16 protein-coding genes and 1 pseudogene are annotated in these 20,215 nt (G+C 39.4%); 7 read left to right on the top strand and 10 right to left on the bottom strand.

Annotation, left to right across the window (positions count from 1 at the left end; genetic code table 11):
- Nucleotides 1-230, top strand: a 230-nt coding sequence (locus ACE1AT_RS21655) for a hypothetical protein (protein ID WP_374872069.1), incomplete at its 5' end; no start/stop codon positions are given.
- Between the two features lie 298 nt (nt 231-528).
- Here the strand turns inward: ACE1AT_RS21655 and ACE1AT_RS21650 are convergent.
- Complete coding sequence (locus ACE1AT_RS21650; RefSeq protein WP_374872067.1) at nt 529-2,115, bottom strand: B12-binding domain-containing radical SAM protein; 1,587 nt, start codon at nt 2,113-2,115, stop codon at nt 529-531.
- Nucleotides 2,116-2,832: 717 nt separating this feature from the next.
- Between ACE1AT_RS21650 and ACE1AT_RS21645 the strand changes: the two genes are divergently transcribed.
- Nucleotides 2,833-3,042: a hypothetical protein gene (locus ACE1AT_RS21645; protein WP_374872065.1), complete on the top strand. Its 210-nt coding sequence runs from the start codon at nt 2,833-2,835 to the stop codon at nt 3,040-3,042.
- Between the two features lie 149 nt (nt 3,043-3,191).
- Here the strand turns inward: ACE1AT_RS21645 and ftsH3 are convergent, their stop codons facing one another.
- The 3 genes from ftsH3 to ACE1AT_RS21630 all read right to left on the bottom strand — a co-directional run bounded on the left by ftsH3 (nt 3,192) and on the right by ACE1AT_RS21630 (nt 6,817).
- Nucleotides 3,192-5,036 carry an ATP-dependent zinc metalloprotease FtsH3 gene (gene ftsH3 / locus ACE1AT_RS21640; protein ID WP_017312914.1) on the bottom strand — a complete coding sequence of 615 codons (1,845 nt, stop codon included), beginning with the start codon at nt 5,034-5,036 and terminating at the stop codon, nt 3,192-3,194.
- 83 nt (nt 5,037-5,119) lie between these two features.
- Nucleotides 5,120-5,950, bottom strand: a complete 831-nt coding sequence (locus ACE1AT_RS21635; protein ID WP_374872063.1) for an aminotransferase class IV — start codon at nt 5,948-5,950, stop codon at nt 5,120-5,122.
- Between the two features lie 69 nt (nt 5,951-6,019).
- The gene (locus ACE1AT_RS21630) at nt 6,020-6,817 is read right to left on the bottom strand and encodes a hypothetical protein (protein ID WP_374872061.1); all 798 of its coding nucleotides are present in this window, start codon (nt 6,815-6,817) and stop codon (nt 6,020-6,022) included.
- 319 nt (nt 6,818-7,136) lie between these two features.
- Here ACE1AT_RS21630 and ACE1AT_RS21625 point away from each other — a divergent pair, with 319 nt between their 5' ends.
- From ACE1AT_RS21625 to ACE1AT_RS21610, 4 genes are all read left to right on the top strand, one after another.
- Nucleotides 7,137-7,511 (top strand): response regulator transcription factor, encoded by a 375-nt coding sequence (locus ACE1AT_RS21625; RefSeq protein WP_374872059.1) that lies wholly within the window; start codon nt 7,137-7,139, stop codon nt 7,509-7,511.
- A 10-nt stretch (nt 7,512-7,521) separates the two neighbouring features.
- Nucleotides 7,522-8,934, top strand: a complete 1,413-nt coding sequence (locus ACE1AT_RS21620) for a sensor histidine kinase (protein WP_374872071.1) — start codon at nt 7,522-7,524, stop codon at nt 8,932-8,934.
- A gap of 653 nt (nt 8,935-9,587) precedes the next feature.
- Nucleotides 9,588-9,788: a hypothetical protein gene (locus ACE1AT_RS21615; RefSeq protein WP_374872057.1), complete on the top strand. Its 201-nt coding sequence runs from the start codon at nt 9,588-9,590 to the stop codon at nt 9,786-9,788.
- Between the two features lie 53 nt (nt 9,789-9,841).
- Nucleotides 9,842-10,042 carry a hypothetical protein gene (locus ACE1AT_RS21610; RefSeq protein ID WP_374872055.1) on the top strand — a complete coding sequence of 67 codons (201 nt, stop codon included), beginning with the start codon at nt 9,842-9,844 and terminating at the stop codon, nt 10,040-10,042.
- Nucleotides 10,043-10,299: 257 nt separating this feature from the next.
- Here the strand turns inward: ACE1AT_RS21610 and ACE1AT_RS21605 are convergent, their stop codons facing one another.
- The 5 genes from ACE1AT_RS21605 to ACE1AT_RS21585 form a co-directional block, all read right to left on the bottom strand.
- Complete coding sequence (locus ACE1AT_RS21605) at nt 10,300-11,079, bottom strand: peptidylprolyl isomerase (protein WP_374872053.1); 780 nt, start codon at nt 11,077-11,079, stop codon at nt 10,300-10,302.
- Nucleotides 11,080-11,212: 133 nt separating this feature from the next.
- Nucleotides 11,213-12,763 (bottom strand): HlyD family efflux transporter periplasmic adaptor subunit, encoded by a 1,551-nt coding sequence (locus tag ACE1AT_RS21600; RefSeq protein WP_374872051.1) that lies wholly within the window; start codon nt 12,761-12,763, stop codon nt 11,213-11,215.
- A 151-nt stretch (nt 12,764-12,914) separates the two neighbouring features.
- Nucleotides 12,915-15,959 carry an ABC transporter transmembrane domain-containing protein gene (locus ACE1AT_RS21595; RefSeq protein ID WP_374872049.1) on the bottom strand — a complete coding sequence of 1,015 codons (3,045 nt, stop codon included), beginning with the start codon at nt 15,957-15,959 and terminating at the stop codon, nt 12,915-12,917.
- Between the two features lie 21 nt (nt 15,960-15,980).
- A complete protein-coding gene (locus tag ACE1AT_RS21590) occupies nt 15,981-16,583 on the bottom strand; it encodes a transposase (protein WP_374872047.1) in 603 nt (200 codons plus the stop codon).
- 893 nt (nt 16,584-17,476) lie between these two features.
- Nucleotides 17,477-17,827: a hypothetical protein gene (locus ACE1AT_RS21585; RefSeq protein ID WP_374872045.1), complete on the bottom strand. Its 351-nt coding sequence runs from the start codon at nt 17,825-17,827 to the stop codon at nt 17,477-17,479.
- Nucleotides 17,828-18,303: 476 nt separating this feature from the next.
- Here ACE1AT_RS21585 and ACE1AT_RS21580 point away from each other — a divergent pair, with 476 nt between their 5' ends.
- Nucleotides 18,304-19,224, top strand: coding sequence for a DMT family transporter (locus ACE1AT_RS21580; RefSeq protein ID WP_374872043.1), 921 nt, complete (start codon nt 18,304-18,306; stop codon nt 19,222-19,224).
- 72 nt (nt 19,225-19,296) lie between these two features.
- Here ACE1AT_RS21580 and purU read toward each other — a convergent pair.
- Nucleotides 19,297-20,076 (bottom strand): annotated as a pseudogene (gene purU / locus ACE1AT_RS21575) (formyltetrahydrofolate deformylase); the annotation flags it as partial.
- Between the last annotated feature and the right edge of the window lie 139 nt (nt 20,077-20,215).

The raw sequence follows: 20,215 nt of genomic DNA, 5'->3' as shown, positions 1-20,215 counted from the left end.
TCGTGTATAATGCTTTCAAACTATACAGTTTTCATGGTTCGGATGCCCTCGAAGCCTCGCTTTGCAGCGCTTTGCTCGTTTGGCACTTTCCTATAGTAGCTACCCTCCTCTTCTTTGTCAACTACTTTGGAAAAAAATTTTGTATCGGCTCAATAAGTGGGGGTAGCAGAGAAAATCCCAGAAGACTCAGACGTACACACAACGCCATAGGATATATTTCTCTGCTCTGAATAATCCCTCTTTTGTTACCTTCGGTAGAGAATAATTTCAAACCTCTATGTTTTACGTCTATTTTCAACAAGGGGATTTAAATGACAAAGTTGGGATGTGATCGCACAATTCATTATTTTGTTTAGCATTCAGAGTTGAGGCAGTATTTTTCTATCTTCTGTAGTAACAAAAGAGGAATAATGCACAGAGCATCACCTTTATCTATATTTTTCAGCAAGTTCTAGGTAGTAGCAAGCAAGCCCGCAAGTAAACTGCGGGCGTTATTGTAGCAAAATCACATGCTTTGTCAAACTCATGCTAACCAGCTAGTACTTCTGTCTTTTCTTTCTCTGGCACATAGGGCTTTTCTGCACCTTGGGCGAGATATTCTGCTAACTGGGATTCAATTTGATCACGAACAATTTGGCGATACTCTAGAAAATGTTCGTTGTGGGCGCAGGTAGCTAGGTAATGTTCGGCAATACCGGGGTTGTGCTTAATAATGCTAAAGAGATGATGCCAGAATTTCCAACGAGTTTCCCGTTTGATTCCTTGGCGCCAAATCACAATTAACAGGGCTTTGACAACTACCCACTCTGGCATTTTAAAGGGTGCTTTCCATTTCGGCGTACCCATCATCAGAAAACAGCGATAGGTGCGGTCTAAGTATTTAACCGGGTCATATAAATCACAAAATGCCTCCACATATTCTCTAGCAATTTCTTCCAGGGGACGAGTGGCAATAAAGTTCATCAAAGTAGTTTGGTTGATGTTACCATCTTTGTTTTCCCGCAGTCGTCCTTCTTTTTTTAGGCGATGCCACAAGGCTGTATCAGGTAGTGCTTGTAACATAGCAAAAGTGGTGGAAGGAATCGCTGCTTGTTCTGCAAAACGGACAATGCGATCGCCTGCGCCTGATTTTTCACCATCAAAACCAATAATAAATCCCGCCATGGGACGCAAACCAGCTTTGATAATGCTTTGTACAGATTCAACTAGAGAACTACGGGTATTTTGAAATTTTTTCGTCAGTTGCAAACTTTCTTCATCCGGTGTTTCGATCCCCAAGAACACCGCTGCAAAACCAGACTCTACCATTAATTCCATCAATTCTGGGTCTTGGGCTAAATCAACAGATGCTTCGGTGTCAAAGCGGAAAGGATAATTATGTTGTTGCATCCAAACTTTTAACTCTTTGAGCAACAACTTAACGTTACGTTTGTTGCCAATAAAGTTATCATCCACCATGAAAACACCCCGCCGCCAACCCAGTTCATAGAGATAATCTAACTCTGATAATAATTGGGCTGGTGCTTTGGTACGAGGTTTGCGACCATAAAGAACAATAATGTCACAAAATTCGCACTGAAAAGGACAACCGCGCGAAAATTGAATTGACATCATGTCGTAAGCATCAAAATCTAGCAAATCAAAGCGGGGTATGGGAGTTGAGGTGACATCTGGTTTTTCTGTAGCCCGTAAAGTACCAGATGTTTCTCCCCGTTGAATTGCTTCGACAAACATCGGGAGGGTGATTTCTCCTTCATCCAGAATCAGAAAATCTGCGCCAGCTGCTTTTGGTTCAGTTGGTGTAGAAGTAGGATAAGGACCACCTACAGCAACTAACTTCCCACGTTTTTTTGCCTCTCGAATCTGATCGAGCAAATCTTGTTTTTGGACGATCATGGCAGAGAAAATTACTAAATCTGCCCAAGCCCATTCTGCTTCTGTAACTGGACGAATGTTACGATCCACCAATTTAAATTCCCATTCCTGGGGCAAAATTGCGGCTACAGTTACCAAACCTAATGGTGGCAGCAAAACTTTCCGATTTACTAATGCTAATATCTTTTCGTATGACCAAAAAGTTTTGGGAAATATAGGATAGACGAGTAATACTCGCATAAAGTTTCAATCCTCCTCACACTTTGATTATTAAATGACGCTGACTAAATAAAGAGTGTAATTTACTGTATCTAAATCTGTTAAATTCTAACATTATTAAATTTTTTATTGGCGTTATATAAGTTTTTAGTTATGTATCTACCTGGGTTTCATGGCTATCTTTGCACCAAATGAGTATGAAGGTTAGAGTTAATTAATTATGGTTCAGTAAAACTCTGAAAATTCAATTAAACATGCTTAACGATTAATTTACAAAAACAAAAAATCTTCCAATCGTAGAATCAAGGCTAGAGCCAGCTATGCTCAAAATAACCCCAGAGGCGATCGCCCACAACGAGGTCATGAAAATATGACTCCTCCGATAGCCCTACACCCATTTTCTAAGTAAATTCAAATAAGTTCATTAAATTTTTAACAACATACTGAGTAATTTATACTATACTAGTGTGGCAAGGGGTAAAGTAAGTTAAAACCCTATATCCAAAACATAGACTTATTTATCAGGGTATTTTCGTTATCCAGAATTTGGAGCGAATTACATTTGCCACATAACAAAATTTACTTAAATTTTGCACCAGTCCCAACAACGCCACGAGAATGAATTCTTGAGCTATTGCCAAGAAATTTTATTCTGTGATGAGATATTAGGCAGGTGGAAAATCTGAGTTCATCTAATAGTACAAACGTGAACAAATGTAACGTGTAAACAAACATATCATGACTAGAATTGCAATATCTGATATTTCTTTGGAACAAAGTTATCTTGCAGACTTATCTGAAACGGAGTCTGCATTTATTAAAGGTGGTTTAGATTTTAACAGCCTGATTCTCGGTTTGGCTACGCTTTCTGCTGTAGTTGCTTTGAAAAAAATTGATGCCATCCAAACGATCTTCGTTACCTCAATTAAAGCGATCGCTTCGATTTAATCGAGCCGACGATATTTTGACACTCTCAGGTCGCGCATACACTCAAAAAAACAGGGAATTTCTATAATATTCAAGAATTCCCTGCTTTTTGCGAGTTATTTGGGCTGACAAATTAAGAGTTAAATAATTAACTCCTAACTCTTCAATCATTATGCAAACGCTGCTGTTTTCACGTCGTTGTTTGCCAACAGGTCTTGCAATTCCTCAGCGTCTACAGTTTCTTTCTCAACTAACATTTCTGCAAGTTGATCGAGAACGTGACGGTTCTCTGTCAAAACTTTCTTAGCACGAGCATAAGCTGAATCTACTAATTGACGAACTTCTTCATCAACAGCAGCAGCAGTTTCTTCGGAAAAATCACGTTCTGACATGATATCCCGACCTAAGAACATATTGCCTTGCTGACGACCAAGGGCAACTGGTCCGAGTTTTTCACTCATACCAAAGCGAGTTACCATTTGGCGAGCAACACGTGCTACTTGTTGGAGGTCATTAGAAGCACCGGTGGTAACTTCTTCTTCACCAAAGATTAATTCTTCAGCAATACGACCACCTAGTGCCACAGCCATCTGATTCTCTAGATAAGAACGGCTATACAAACCACTATCCATACGATCTTCGCTAGGAGTAAACCAAGTTAAACCACCAGCACGACCACGAGGAATAATGCTAATTTTTTGCACTGGATCATAGTCTGGCATTAACGCACCAACTAAAGCGTGACCAGCTTCGTGATAGGCGACCAGTTCCTTGCGTTTTTCGCTCATGACTCGGTCTTTCTTTTCTGGCCCTGCCAAAACGCGATCAATCGCATCGTTGATTTCATCCATTGAAATTTCGGTCAGGTTGCGACGTGCTGCCAGAATAGCAGCTTCGTTGAGCAAGTTCGATAGATCCGCACCTGTAAAACCAGGACTGCGACGGGCAATTTTATCTAAGTCCACATCTTTCGCCAGAGTTTTACCACGGGCGTGAACTTTGAGAATTTCCACACGTCCAGAGTAGTCTGGGCGGTCTACAACAACTTGACGGTCGAAGCGACCGGGACGCAACAAGGCTGCATCTAAAACGTCGGGGCGGTTTGTAGCAGCGATAATAATAATACCGGTGTTACCTTCAAAACCGTCCATTTCTGTGAGTAACTGGTTGAGGGTTTGTTCCCGTTCATCGTTACCACCACCTAAACCTGCACCTCGCTGACGACCAACAGCGTCAATTTCATCGATGAAGACAATGCAAGGCGCATTAGCTTTGGCTTGCTCGAATAAGTCACGGACGCGGGATGCACCCACACCCACAAACATTTCTACGAACTCAGAACCAGAGATGGAGAAGAAGGGGACACCTGCTTCGCCTGCTACAGCACGAGCCAATAATGTTTTACCAGTTCCAGGAGGCCCTACTAACAAAACGCCTTTAGGAATTTTGGCTCCAACAGCAGTAAAGCGATCGGCATTTTTCAAAAAGTCTACGACTTCGTTTAATTCCAGCTTGGCTTGGTCAATACCAGCAACATCCCCAAAGGTAACTTGGGTTTGTGGTTCCATTTGCACTCTGGCCTTGGATTTACCAAAGTTCATAGCTTGGCTACCAGGACCATTTTGGGCGCGACGTAACAAGAAAAACAAACCAACTAAAAGTAATACGGGGAAGAATAAGCTGCTAAGTGCCTTAAACCAAAATCCTTCGTCAGTTTGAGGCAAAACAATAATATCAACGCTTTGTTCGTTAAGTTCGTTGATGAGATTAGGGTCATTAACCAAAGTCACCAATTTCTTCTTAGAGTCAAATTTAGGGGTGACTATAGCCGTAGACCTATCCGCACTAATACTGACTTTTTCTACCTTGCCAGCTCGGACTTCTTGAATAAATTGACTGTATCGCCATGTTTCTCTGCTTTGGGGTTGCTTGTCAAAAAATGCTGTCCCAAGAGCAATGACAACAATAAAAAGCAGTGCGTACAGCCCCGCATTTCTCCACCGTTTATTATTCACTGAGGTCAATCCTCCTAAATTTTTCGTGCGAGGGCATTTTAAGAATTATGTTAACTTATCTTAAGGTATACCAAATTCCACACCTACAATGCTAGTAAATATCTCCGTATTTGTTGAAAACAAGAATGGTAGGGATTATATTGTAGCGATCCTGTAGGCTGAATGACGGTGTGGATCGGAACTATTTCGACCACACTGTTGCAATAGGCGATCGCTTCCATTTTTTTGACTAGTTCCGGTGTCCAAGGTTCCTCTCGTACTAGCTGCTGCTGTTGTTTCAAATAGTTGATTAGTTGCGATCGCATGATTCCGGGTAAAATTCCCACCGTTAGGGGAGGCGTCCACCAACAACCATCCCCCCAACCGAAAAGATTACCTGTACTCGTTTCTAGCCAATTTCCCAGAGCATCTACTAATATTGCTTCTTGGGCGTCTAGTTTTTGAGCGCTATTTCTCGCTAGCCAAGCACTAAGATAATTTCCAGTCTTGTGATCGGGTAAACTCCGATAGTATTTTGGGGATGATAAGGTAGCAGATACCCCATGATTTTGTTTTTCTGTTAAGTCTTTTGGTAATTCCCGACCAGTAATCCATTCTCGCCCATCAGGAAATACAGAGATTCTGAGGATGGGGAAGTACGCTATGAGCAATTCTGCGCCTTGACGTAATCGCTCTTGTTGTGGTACTAACCAATCAAAAGCTTGCAAGCTAAATTTCAGGCGATCGCAGTGAGCTTGCCAGTTAGTGAGTCGATGCTCCAAGCATTCATCATACACCCGCAAAGTCGTAAAGACCGTTGCCCCGTAGAGTAAACCTGGATCGTCAATAGGTAACTCTAGGGTTTGGGAATGGATTAATTTGCCGTTGTAGCAGTAGGGGCGAATGGGGGATTGGGGATCGGGGATTGGGGACAAGGAAAGGGGGACAAGGGGGAAATAACTATTGACTATTGACCAATGGACAAATGACCAATAACAAATGACTCAATCTTGTTTAGGTAATCTAATCCTAGTGGAACCGTCAGGATTTTTGATGACTTTTCCTCCTAAAGCTTCTATCGCAACAATTGCTCTTTGGTAGGTTTTTTCGTCAACCTGATTATTTAATACCATCATCCAGGTAGCAATTTGAGCATATTTACTATCAGGATTACGTTCTAAAAATTCAGCTGTTTTTTGGGAAAATGCCGCAACCTGTTTACTCTCTTCATCTGCATGATTATTTGCCCAGTTAGCAGCTTGTTGAAAAGATTGTTTGGCATTCAGAGAATCGCCTAAAAATAATAATTCATCAATGCCTTTATAACGCCACACATAATAAGACTTAGAGGGAACCCAGGGAGAAAGAGACTTTAAGCCATTTTTCATTAATGCTATGGAACGCTCTGGCATGGCAGCATACATAGAAGTACTGGTAGAAAGACTCAGGTAAGCTTCTAAAAATCGCGGATCGTGTTTCAAGATGACTTCAAAATATTCGGGACTCAGACTGTAACCTGTTTTCGTGCGAACTTCATCATCACCAAAGTATTGCAAGAAATCTAGATATATCCAGTTTGCAATTAAATTAGTATAACCAAAACTCGGCATTTGTTTGAGCAAATTCAACCGAAGTTTTTCTGCGTCTATTTCTCTTTCTAAAGTTTCTAATGAAGCACTTTTCTGAATAGAGATTAGTTGTTGCATGTGTGGAAATTGCAACAAGCAAACACCCAAAATACACAGACAAGCTGAAAAAAATGCACCTGTAGTTTGACTAGTTTGACGAGAGGAAGCTAACATTACTACTCAATTAAGAAATAATCATCAGACCATAGATATAGTTCCCGTATTTTTTCAGAAAGTAACAATATTCAGTAATTTAAAATTTCAAATATTAAATTTGGTAGGAATTTTGGAATATATTATCTATCACCAAAACAACGTACATCTAATGGTGAAGCGATCGCTCCTCAAATTGCTGCTACTTGAGCAGCAATTTGAGGAGCAATTGCATAATAAATATATATAAAACATATAAAAATGTTATTATTAAGCATGTTTTCAAGATTAAATTACAGCATAATTTTCTAGAAAAGAAATTATTAACCTCAGAGAAAGTATGCCTCACGTATTACTAGTAGATGACGAAGAAGCTTTGCGAGAAAGTCTTTCTTATAGCTTGCAAAAAGAAGGCTATACGGTGACAACAGCAGCAGATGGTCACAGTGCAATTAAACAGTTTCACAAGCAAGTGCCAGATGTGATTTTGTTAGACTTGATGTTGCCAGAAGTTGATGGAATGGAAGTTTGCTGGCGGATTCGTGCATTTTCTGATGTGCCAATTGTAATGCTGACTGCCAAAGACCAAGATGTGGACAAAATATGGGGATTAGAGGCGGGAGCAGACGATTATGTGACAAAACCCTTTAATACTCGTGAACTTTTGGCACGCATTAAAGCAGTGTTGCGGCGTCGTGCTGAAAAGCAATCGTAAATTATAGATGATGAGTTGGTTATCAAAAATTAAGTGGAATTCCATTCATACCAAACTTTTAGCTACTTATCTGTTGCTGACTGCTTTGGGAACCTCGCTGATGGCAGGATACATTCTTTGGTCATTCTATGCCTACTTTATGAAAGTGAGGCAGGTAGAAATGCGGAGCTGGAGTACTGCGATTAATGAAAGTATTGCTGAGGTGCTAGAGGACAATAAGCGTAAACAAGTACAGCTAATAGTGCAGCGTTATGGTGCAGCCGAGACTATCACATTGAGAGTATTCGACAATAAAGGTTTACTTCTAGCCTCATCCAATCCTCAACAAGATCAACAAATCAAAGACTGGCTAGTAGTACCTGGAATACATGCAGCTTTAGAAAAACAAGAAGTCCAAGGCGTAGCAAAAGGAGTTTTGTCCAACGACGATAGACTATTTATCGCCCAACCAATCATGCGTAACGGTAGGTTGTTGGGTGTGTTGCGAATGTCTATTACTTTGCAGCAATTTCAACGCCAGTTTGCCACAGTGATATGGACAGTACTAGGTACACTTTTATTTACGCTTTTAGTTTGCGCTTTCATCAGTGAATGGTTGGCGCGCAGTCTTTCCCGTCCCATTCAAATGATGAAAAACTTTGCTATTCGTCTGGGTAGTGGGCATTTTGGCGATAAGCTTCAAATTCGTCAAAGTAACGAATTAGACCAGTTAGCAATAGAACTCAATCGTATGAGCGAGCGTTTGGCTTCGTTGGATCAGGAACGGCGAGCATTTCTAGCAAACGTGTCTCATGAACTCCGCACCCCGATTAGTAATGTATTGGTGACGGTTGAAGCTCTGCGTAACGGTGCGATCGCAGAACCAGCAGTGAGCGATCGCTTTTTGAAGACTGTAGAAGACGAAACCAAACGGCTATCACGCTTGATTGATGATTTACTGGATTTAGGACGCTTGGAAGCTGGGGTGACACACCTGGAAAAGCAGCGTCTTCAGCTTTCTAGTTTAATTAATCGTGCAGTCAGAGCTGTGGAAACGCGAATGCAAAATTCGCAAATTTTCGCCCAAGTAAATGTAGCTGAATTACAAATACAAGGTGATTCAGAAAGGCTATTGCAATCACTTCTCAATTTACTAGATAACGGCATCAAGCACTCAGCCCCTAATTCTCAGATATTTATCACTGGCTACAAAGAAGGTAAACAGGCTGTTGTCAAAATCCGCGATCAAGGTAAAGGGATCAAAGACAGCGATCTTCCCCGGATTTTTGAGCAATTCTACACAGGCGATCGCTCTCGTCAAGGTCGAGGAGTTGGATTAGGCTTGGCGATCGCCAAACGTATTATCGAAGCACACGGCGGTAGCATTACTGTTACTAGCAAAGTTGGTGAGGGGTCTACATTCACTATTTATTTACCTTTATAAGTCAGTTCTCTCATCTAGTATCCATCTGGGAAATTTAATTTCATGAGGCTTCAAAGCAAGATATAGATGCGTAGTAGGTACCGTCAGCATTTTTCGATATGGTTACAGTCGTGAATTTTGCGTCGGGTAGCTCCTTGTGAGCCTTCTTGCTGAAACAGGTAAACTTCTCAAGACAAAATTGCAGGAATTTTGTCTTTAAACTTCTTCAGAAAAACTTGACCTGGCATTTGGAATCATAAACTATAAGAAAAGGATAAATAATTTGTAATTTTATCTTTTCTAAGTCGGCAATCATGCTTTACAACTACTTCAAATTCGCTTTGAGAGATGACTGAATAAATAGATATATTGATTTTTAGAGATTTTGGTGTATTTGAATCCTGGTAAAACATCTCAAAAAAGCAATGAGGATGAAAGGTATTTGATTGCTGTACTTAATCTTTACTTCATAAATACTATTAACAATATCTTCAAAAATCAACTTCTACACTTTAAGAAATTTTTGAGACAAAATTCCAGTGACTTTGTCTAAAGCCTTCATTGTAAACCCTTGTTTTTCGTGGTTTTAAATAGCAAAATAAAGACATGGATGAAGCGAACAAAAGCTAAGTCCAAAACAAAACACTTAACTTGAACTCAAGAGGAATTAGATCATGTCTAGAATTACAATTTCCGACATCAATGTAGAAATGACCGAAGTATCTGAAGTTGATGCTGCTGCTGTTGTTGGTGGTGGTTCCTTCGATAACTTGATTGCTACCCTAGCTGGTTTTGCGGGATCAATTGCTAGCCAGAAGATTTATCAGTTTGGAGCTAGCTTCTCTGAACTCTTGGGCGCAATTGGTGGAGTTTAATCTCTAAAAACGCTTCTCAAAATACTTAACTTGAACTCAAAAGGAATTAGATCATGTCTAGAATTACAATTTCCGACATCAATGTAGAAATGACCGAAGTATCTGAAGTTGATGCTGCTGCTGTTGTTGGTGGTGGTTCCTTCGATAACTTGATTGCTACTCTAGGTAGTTTTGCAGGAGCAATTGCTAGCCAGAAGATTGGTCAGTTTGGAGTTAGCTTCTCTGAACTCTTGGGCGCAATTGGTGGAGTTTAATCTCTAAAGTCAAATAATTATGGTTGTAAAACAGTAGTTTGTTCTACAACCATAAGTAATCTGAACAAAAAATTGATACCCTTTTCTGTGTAGGGTAAACGTATTGGTGGTGTTGCGAAAAGTTTTAACTTTTTACAATACCACCAAATTTTAGTTGACAGGTTTAATTCTGTCAACTATATCAAGTGATTCCAAAAACCTTGTCAAAGACGTAGCACTGCTACGTCTTTACATTTAGATTCAGGTCTAAATTTAAACTAAACTTGCTGCAACAATTCTTTTGCTGAAGAATTATGCTCTGAGTCTAAATCTACATTTATGTTCCATGTAGAACTTTGTTGTTTTAACCAATTAGCAAATAAATCACTCAGAATCTTGAGTCGCACTAAATCATTTAATTGAGGTTGAATGATTTCTTCCACCCAGATTAAATGAACTCCTTTAGGAGTAACAATAGGCTTAATTACTCCTGGTGGATTGCAAGCAAAAACAGCAGCAGCAATTTCTGGACGTAATTCACTGCGAGTTTTCACACCAAGATATCCACCAGCACGGCGTAATTCTGGATTTTGAATATATTGGCGAGCAATTTCTGCGAAACTAATTTCGCCTTCTTGAAGGGCATAAAATAGTTCTAAAGCCAAGTCTTCGTCATCTAAAACAACTTCATAGATAGCCGCAGCTACATAATTAAGTTGATTTTCATAAAAAAACGGCTCAACTTTATCAGCAAATAAATGACTGGCCAGTTTAGCAGAAAGCAAATTCGTTTCTGCTAATAGTTCAAATTCTTCTACAGCAAGATGATGTTTTTTCAGCCATGCCCAAGTGTCTTCTGCTTTCAGCAGTTTATTAGCTACGCGCAAATTATCTGCTGCTTTTTGTAATTCTGTGGTTTCAACTTTTATCCCTGCTTGATTTGCAGCATCAGTAACAATTTTGCGATTTGCGATCGCTTGTACTAATTCTGGAATTTGGCAGGAGAGTTTGATTTGCTGCAAAATATCTACGCTGGAAATTTTTAACTCTTTCGACATGGTGAAATTCTGAATTCCAATTACAAAGTTTGCATCTAGTCAATAGTTGTTTAACAGTTAAATTTATCAATTAACTAATAGCTAATGATAACAACTAACTGCTAACTATTACATCATGATTGCCTTTATTTAACTACAACTCCAAACCACCTTTTTCCAGTTTCTTAAACGGATCTAAAATAAAATCAGCTAGACGACGTTGACGAACTATTACCTCTGCGGTTGCTGTTTGACCAGGGGTAAGCATAATACGTTTATCCCCTGTTTGAATATAAGGTTTATCTAGAGTAACTTCGACATCGAAAACTTCGATATTACCTTGAGGGGTTTCGACAATTTTTGAATCTGGTGAAACCCAACGTACTTGTCCTTCAACAACTCCATAATCTTGGAAAGGATAAGCATCAAATTTCATTTTCACAGGCATTCCCACCTTTAAGAAACCACTTTCTTGGCTAGGCATTTGTGCCTTGAGGATATAATCAGAATTACTCGGTGCAATCTGAGCAACTTCTTGACCAGCTTGGACGACAGCGCCGGGTTTTTCGATCGGCAACTCATAAATTACACCATTAATTGGCGATCTAATAACACGTTGCTGTAACTGAAGATTTAATGATAAAATTTCACTTCTACTCTGAGCGATGAGCGATCGCAACTCAGCAACTTGTGATTGTAAATCTTTGAGTTGTTGTTCATTTTTGAGAACAGCTATTTTTCCTGCTTCCACTACACTTTTATAACCATTGCGCTGTTCTTGCAAACGTAGTTTAGCTTGTTCAATCTCTGCTTTTGCTTGATTAATTACTGTTTGATAACGACTAGTTTCCTCTTTGTAACGTAATTCGGCTTGTTTGGCTTCAGATTGAGCTTTTTCTTGTAATTGTTGACTTTCTTGTGTTTCCTTTTCTAGTTCTACAACTTTAATTTTGGGAACAACACCTTGGTTTTGTAATTGTTGATAGCGTTCAGCCTCTATCTGGTCCTGAACTAAACGAGTGTTAGCTAATTTATGAATGACCTGGGTAGTATTAATATTCTGCTTTGCTTGATCAACCAAAGCTAGTTTTTCTATTTTTTGTGAGTTATAAGTACTCTCTTTTGCACTTAATTCTTGCTGGGCTTGATTTATTTGTGAAAGTTTTTCTAATTCTTGGGATTTATTTTGTTGTTCTTGAACGCTATTTGTTAAAATTATTTGGTTTTTGAGTAACTCAAACTGTACTAACCGATTTTGGTATCCTTCGAGCTTAGTTTTTGTTTGTTGTAAATCGGTTCGCAGAACATCTGATTCCAACTCAACTAAAACTTGTCCTGCTCTAACTGTATCTCCTTCTTTTACCTTAACGGCTACAACACTACCACCGACTTGACTATCTAATTTTCGCGTTTTTCCTAGTGGTTCTATCCGTCCTCTGGCGTTTCCTGTTTCATCCACTTGAGAAAATGCTGTCCAAGGTAAAACGACAACAGCAAAACTCATTAAAAAATATAATGAAGAACGTGTCCAACGCTTGGGTAAGGCATCTAACAGTTCTTCTGTGCCATAATACCAATCATTTGCTTCTGTTTCTGCGAAATTTGCTTGCTCGAATTCATTATCTTCAGCCGATCTGTAATTACGACGCCCATTTGTCTGATTGTTTGCTGATATAGACGGTAAGTTGTTGGATAAGTTAGCCATACTTGTGTACCCTGTCAAACAATTTTGGATTTTGGAATTGACTCAACTCATGAAATTTTCTTGCTCTGTACCTTCAAAGAAATTATTTGGTAGGATATTTTGTCTGCACCCTTGGTTCAAATAGAGATTAGGAAAAAGAAAAAACTTTATCTTAACCAACTTGAGCAAGTTGTTGTTGATTAAGATAAAAATAGTGTCCTTTGGCGTTGATCAATTCATCGTGAGTACCGCTTTCAATTAACACACCGCGATCCAAAACCAGAATTAAATCCGCATTGCGAATCGTCGAGAGGCGATGAGCAATAATAATACTTGTGCGCCCACTCAAAATCGTTTTGAGATTATTTTGAATGATCCGCTCTGATTCTGTATCCAGATGACTTGTAGCTTCGTCAAAAATTAATAAGCGGGGATTACCAACCAATGCTCTAGCGATCGCCAGCCTTTGGCGTTGTCCACCAGAGAGTAAACCACCTCCTTCACCAATTTGAGTTTCATAACCCATCGGTAGTCGGCGAATAAATTCATCTGCACCAGCAATGGTTGCAGCTTGGATAATATCTTCTAGGGTGGCTTGGGGGTGAGCAATGCTCAGGTTTTCGCGAATAGTTCCACCAAACAAAAAGGTATCTTGATCAACAACTCCTATTTGTTGTCGCAGCGATCGCAAAGAAAGAGCTGTGATATCTTGACCATCGATCAAGATTTTGCCATCTGTCGGTGGGTATAAACCTAATATGAGTTTTGAGAGGGTGGTTTTCCCAGAACCGCTACGTCCAACAAGGGCTACTGTTTGTTCTGGCTTGATTTCAAAGCTGAGATTTTCCAGGATGTTATATTCGCTTTCGGGATGATAACGGAAAGTTACTCCCACAAAGCGAACACTACCACTCAGTTCGGGAAGCATTTGTTTGGCTGAGACGCTTAAGTCTTCTTCTGGTTCGGCTTCCAGAACATCGTTAATCCGCTCTGTAGAAATTACTACTTCTTGTAGTTGATTCCACAAGACAATTAATCGTCGAAAAGGCTGAATTACCTGACCCAACAACATATTAAAAGCAACTAATTGCCCAATAGTTAGTTGGTTTTGGATTACCTGCCATGCGCCAAACCAAAGTAAAATTGTGGTTGCTAAAGTTTCAATAGTAGTACTTACAAGTTGCAACCGTACACCAATCACTTGACCAGAAAAATTCTTTTTCACCGATTGATTGAGCAGTTCTTCCCAACGCCACCGGACTGTCTGCTCAATCGCCATGGAACGAATTGTCCGAATCCCGGTCAGTGATTCGATCAGGTAGCTACTTTCTTTTGCTAAACTCGTAAAAATTTCTCTGGATATTAAGCGTAAAAAAGGTGTGGCAATCAGGGCAACTAAAACAAATGGTGGTACAACGAATAGCACCAGTAATCCTAGTTGCCAACTGTACCAAAACATCAATCCAATATAGATAAATACTGTTAATAAATCCAGAACAATTGTCAGTGCTTCTCCTGTTAAAAAGCGCTGAATTTTTTGATTTTCTTGGACGCGAGAAACAATATCACCAACGTATCGAGATTCAAAGAATGCTAAAGGTAAACTAAAAGTGTGTTTAATAAAACCCACCATCAAGGCGACGCCTATCCGGTTAGCTGTGTGATCTAATAAATATTGTCGTAGGGCGCTGATGACGACACGAAATAAACCAAAAATGATTAACCCCAAACCCACAGCGTTTAAAGTCAAGGTGCTACCTTGGACAACGACTCGATCCAAAAGTAATTGAGTAAATAGTGGTGTTACTAGCCCAAATAATTGAATCAAGACCGAAGCACCAAAAACCTCTACCAATACAACCGTATGAGGTTTGACTAAATCAAAAAATCGCCAAAATGGTTGAGTGGCTTCTGGAGTTTCTTTTAACCCGACTGTTGGTTGCAATAACAACGCATAACCAGTCCAATTAGCTTGGAATTCTTCGTGGGTGAGACTGCGTTGTCCAATTGCAGGATCGCAGACAATGACTCGCTTTTTGTTTATTTCGTAGACAACTATATAATGTTTACCTTCCCAATGGGCAATTGCTGGTAATGATTGTTGTGCTAATTGATCGAGACTAGCTTTGACAGGTCGGGTAGAAAAGCCGATACTTTCCGCAGCGGCGACTAAACCTTTGATTGAAGCACCGCTACGGTTAGTATTGGCTAAATCTCGCAACCAACTAATACTAAACTGTTTGCCCCAATAACGACCAATCATTACCAAGCAAGCTGCACCACAGTCTGAGGCGCTTTGTTGAGCATAAAAAGGATAGCGCCGAGTGATGTGTCCCCAAAGTTGCCCGAATTTTACTTGAGGACTGGGAAAATAAGATTGGCGTTTTTTTGGTTTTGGTTTTGTGGACGACTCTGTTGAGGGAAAAGGAATGACTTTTCTGTTCTCAAGAGGTTTTTGTGTGGTATCTGAAGCAACTTTTGAGTCAATTAATTGGGCTAAGTCAGGCCAATGTTGCAGGACTATTTCCCAATTTGCATGACTGAGAGTATATGCAATTGTTGTAGGTTGTGTAACCCGCAAATCGTCTGCGCGGGATATTTCATAGATATTTCCAGGAGTTAAACAACGACCATCAGGATGTTGTAATTCTCCCCGATGTACCAGCCATAATTTACTATCTTGGCGGAGTTTGGCATTAACACTACCCAACTCTAAATCATGTCGCTCAAATACAGATAAGGCTTGGAGTATACCTTCACCAGAGGTACTGTTTTGTTCTTGATATTGATGCAGCAAAGTGAGCATTAAATCCCAAATTTCTGCTTGTTTTCTGAGGCGATCGCCAATCCGGGGGTGCTTGCTGATCAAAGCTTGCAAAACCCCGCTTGGTAAATAAGCAAGTTGCAAGTTAGAAGAAGCTCTAGCAGCATAGGGAAGCCATAGTTCTTGTGCAAACAAACTCGTTTCACCAAATCCTCCTCCAGGATTGAGGGTAGTAATTAAGTTGTTTGAGCGATCTAATAGCCGCACTTTACCCGTTAAGACAAGATAAATTCCTGGTTTTCCTGTCGTCGCTTGCCAAAAAAGCTTTGCTACTGGCGGCTTGATGATTTCTACCGCCTTCATGCAGCTTTGCATTTCTTGATTAGCAAGCTTTTCACCTAAAACACGGGTGAGCGTTTGACCTAGCTGCTGCTGGTCAAATACTGATGGCATTTCCGTACCTCACAAATATACTTAGTTGCTGATTTTCATTAGGTTCAATGAATAATCAACTTTCAATTCACAGTTAGATTGCAAATCACAAATCTGAATTCCAGCGTTTTTTAACTGGTCAGTTTCTTGTTTGCCTTTTTGATATTTCTGTTTGGTAGACAGCCCTTTCTGTTTAAGGAGTCGGTTAATGTGGCGATCGCTAATCTCAATTCCTAGTTCAAAAGCTAGGTGTTTGCTTAACCATTGGGCTGTCCAACTGCTAAAGGCATAACCATATTCACGCGGGCTATGTGTTACTAGTTCTTGCAATCTTTCAAGATATTGCTTGTTAACAGTTTTTGGTCTGCCTTTTGCTCGCTCATTCCATTGGTGGGCTAGGCCTGCTTGTACCATAGCAATCCAATATCGTGCCATCTCCTGAGAGCAACCTAAAATGCGACATATCTCAGCCTGACTTTTACCCATGTCTGCTAGCAACATAATTTCTAGCCTGCGTTTGTATTCTGGCTGCAAATCAGTTTGCAATTTTTTGAGTAGAAGTTTTCGCTGAAAGGGCGTTAAAAATTTACTCTTTTTACTGTCATAACTTTCTAGGGCATTGTTGTTACTAGAATGATTCTGCATAATTTTATCACCAGTTGGCCTCAACTTTAGGCAAGTGGAATTAATTACATATTCTTGTTACAAAACTTTCACCGACTTCTAATGGTTCTTTTATAGATTTTGTCTTTCAAAAAATAAAATTTGTACTTTGTATAAGTTTCAACATTGCCACAGTTCATTTCATTTATCAGAACCTTTATTTTTTAATGAAAATTTAGAAGAAACTTGTTACATGACTTTGGTCATTGTACTCTTCCATACAGGCTAATCGATTTCCAGTCTGAGTGTTTTGTCGGTCTAGAAGTTTTACAGTATCTTTATCAAAAGCTAAGAATTTTTTCATCAAAAAGCGAACTATTTTACAAAATTTTCACAAAAACCTGGTGGAGATTACCGACTATAATGATGTAACTAACATCCTATAGCTTACGGTTACATCAGTACTATTAGCATCAAAATGTTTCTATGTTCTTAAGTGGAAAGACAGAGACAAACATTTGACACAGAGTAATAAATAGGAGTTTGGTACAGTGCGCGTAGCTTGAGAATGTACCAAGGTAGATGCGGCAAATATACTTATCTTACTACTATTGTTCAACGATCACATCTGCAATTTAAGCTTAAAGATATGTAACATTAGGTAGTGGGTAATGGGTAATGGGTAATTGGGGTATTAACTAAATGGTTGCGATGGGAGTAGGAATATAAAATTATTATCCGAACTCGGTATTATATAGCATTTCTAAATCATTCGTGAACAACAAGATCCCCGACTTTTTTAAGAAGTCGGGGATCTTGCTCTCTGTGTTCGCTTGAACACTTATATTATCCGCCCGTGTCGATAATTGGTAATTGGTAATTGTTGCGATCGCAATATTTTGGACATGTAGAGACGTTGCAGTACAACGTCTCTACTACAAATTTCCACCTAACAAAGATTCTAATTCCACTTTTAAGGCTTTGATATCTGCAACTCTTGCTATCAGTAAATTATCAGTGCCAGCATCAATTAAACGTGCTTTCCAATAACAAATACTATCAGAATTCTGCATCCAAAAATCTATCACTGTACTCACAACCTCATCCTTATCCCAATTCCATTTTGGTGGTACTGGCTCCACAGATTCTAGAAATGCATCTAACGTACATGTATGCGTCGCTATATATTCCACACCTTGATGTTGGGGTTTGTGCAAAGTTTCTTGTTGATGATGAAAAAACTGTAAAACTTGAGATACTCCAACAATATCAAAAGTGTATTTCATTGCTGCTTCCTCAATATGAAAGTTTGGAAATTAAGTAAGTCATTTGTCATTGGTACAGACGCGATAAATCGAGTCTGTACAATGGTCATTTGTCATTGATTATTGGTTATTAGTAGAGACGTGATGTTCCTTGCGTCTCTACTTTGAGGTATGTTTAATTTTCGTAATTATCGCTATTTTGATTCCATCCGACTTACTTATGTTGTTCTTATTATTAACTGAAAAAAATATTTATTTTCAGTATTCTAGTACTTTATATAGTATGTCTTTAAAACTAGATACATTAGCACTTTATTGTTTTGAGTGCTAAAGTTTATCAATCAAAAATTTAGCATTTGGGTGCATTTAGTGCTAAAGTTAATAAGAGTATTAATCCTAAAATATGAAATTTTTTGCGTGTTTGGAAAGGGGTAAATATTATTTTTAATAATTTGTTAAAATTGCCAGCCCATCTACAATCCAAAATCTAAAATCGAATGACAAGTTTTCAGGGTGAAATAGCAGCTTTGTCTGCTGCTTGTTTATGGGCGATCGCATCTGTGGTGTATGGACGTTTGGGTGAGCGTATCCCACCTGTGCAACTCAACTTCATGAAAGGTATAGTTGCGATCGCTCTGCTTTTACTCACCATTGTTCTGAGTGGCGAATTATTTCCCAACATTCCCCCCACTCCCCTTTGTCTGATTCTCCTCAGTGGTGTAGTAGGGATTGGTTTGGGTGATACAGTCTTCTTTGCTTCTATTAATACTTTGGGACCACGTCGCGCTTTACTCATGGGAACCTTAGCGCCACCAATCACAGCGATTGGAGCAATGATTTTTTTGCAGGAAAAGCTGAATTTGAGTGCTTGGTGTGGGATTTTGCTGACAATTTTGGGAGTTGCTTGGGTAGTGACAGAACGGACTCCTGAAGATGGGGGAGATGGGGGAAGAGTTTCTGGTTCTGCAATGCGTCTATGGTGGGGAATTGGATTTGGAGTGTTAGCAGCGATCGCTAATGCTATGGGGGCTTTGTTTTCGCGTGCGGCTTTTAGTAATGCAAATGTTAGTCCTTTGTGGGCTGCTTTGTTGCGGCTGAGTGCTGGTGTATTAATTTTGCTGCTTTGGGGTTTGTTTTTTCAGCCCAAAAATAGAACAATACCGTACTCTGATTGGCGATCTGCACGACTAATACCAGCAATTATTTTTGCTGCTTTTTGCGGAACTTACTTAGGAATTTGGTTACAGCAGATAGCTTTAAAATTCACCGTTGCAGGGATTGCTTCTACCTTGCTGCAAACTAGTCCGGTGTTTATTATCCCCATTGGGATTTGGTTAGGCGAAAAAGTTAGCTGGAGAGCGATCGCGGGTGTGATGATCGCGATCGCGGGAATTGGATTATTGTTTTATTTGAATTAAAAATCTTTGTGTCTTGGAGTCTTTTTGGTTTAAAATGCTTACCACCAAGGCACTAAGACACCAAGTAATAAATCACTCAAATACTACTGTGCGGTTGCCATATACTAGCACGCGATTTTGTAAATGCGATCGCACCGCTCTTGCTAAGACAACTCTTTCTAAATCTTTGCCTTTTCTAATTAAATCTTCAACTTCATCACGGTGGCTAACCCGGACTACATCTTGTTCAATAATTGGGCCTGCATCTAAGTCAGAAGTTACATAATGGGCTGTTGCGCCAATGATTTTGACACCACGTTCAAAAGCTTTATGATAAGGATTAGCGCCGACAAATGCTGGTAAAAAAGAGTGGTGAATATTAATAATTTGGGGAAATTTAGCAATAAAATCAGCGCTGAGAATTTGCATATATTTTGCCAAGACAACTACATCAATCTTATATTGCTGCAATAATTCTAGTTGTTTGGCTTCTTGTTCTAATTTATTGTCTTTATTCACACCAATGTGATGATAGTCAATCCCAAATTGTTCTGCGACTTCCTGAAGTTGAAGATGATTGCTGATCATTAAGGGAATTTCAGCAGTAAATTCTTTGGCGCGGTGTCGCCAAATTAAGTCAAATAAACAATGGTCTTGTTTACTAACCCAGATGGCTATACGAGGAACAGTATCAGAAAAGTGCAGTTCCCATTTTGCATTTAGTGGTTGAGCGATCGCATTAAAAGCTGGTGCGATAAATTCCCGTGGTAAATTAAATCCTGTTAATTGCCACTCTAAGCGTGTGAGAAATAATCCGGCTGCAAAGTCTGTGTGTTGGTCTGCATGGATAATATTACCACCATTGGCATAGATAACCCACATTCCGCACTTCATTTTGTAGCACATATACTAGTACTAATAGATACAATTTCAATTAAATATAATCACGTAAATTAGTGAGTAATTAATATAGACAGTATGACAAACATTACTAACTGTTTGAAATCCTCAT

It is taken from the genome of Pelatocladus sp. BLCC-F211 (assembly GCF_041928655.1).
Classification (GTDB): domain Bacteria; phylum Cyanobacteriota; class Cyanobacteriia; order Cyanobacteriales; family Nostocaceae; genus Pelatocladus.
Note: the sequence above shows the minus strand (reverse complement) of the source record. Positions and strands in the feature narration are given on the sequence as shown.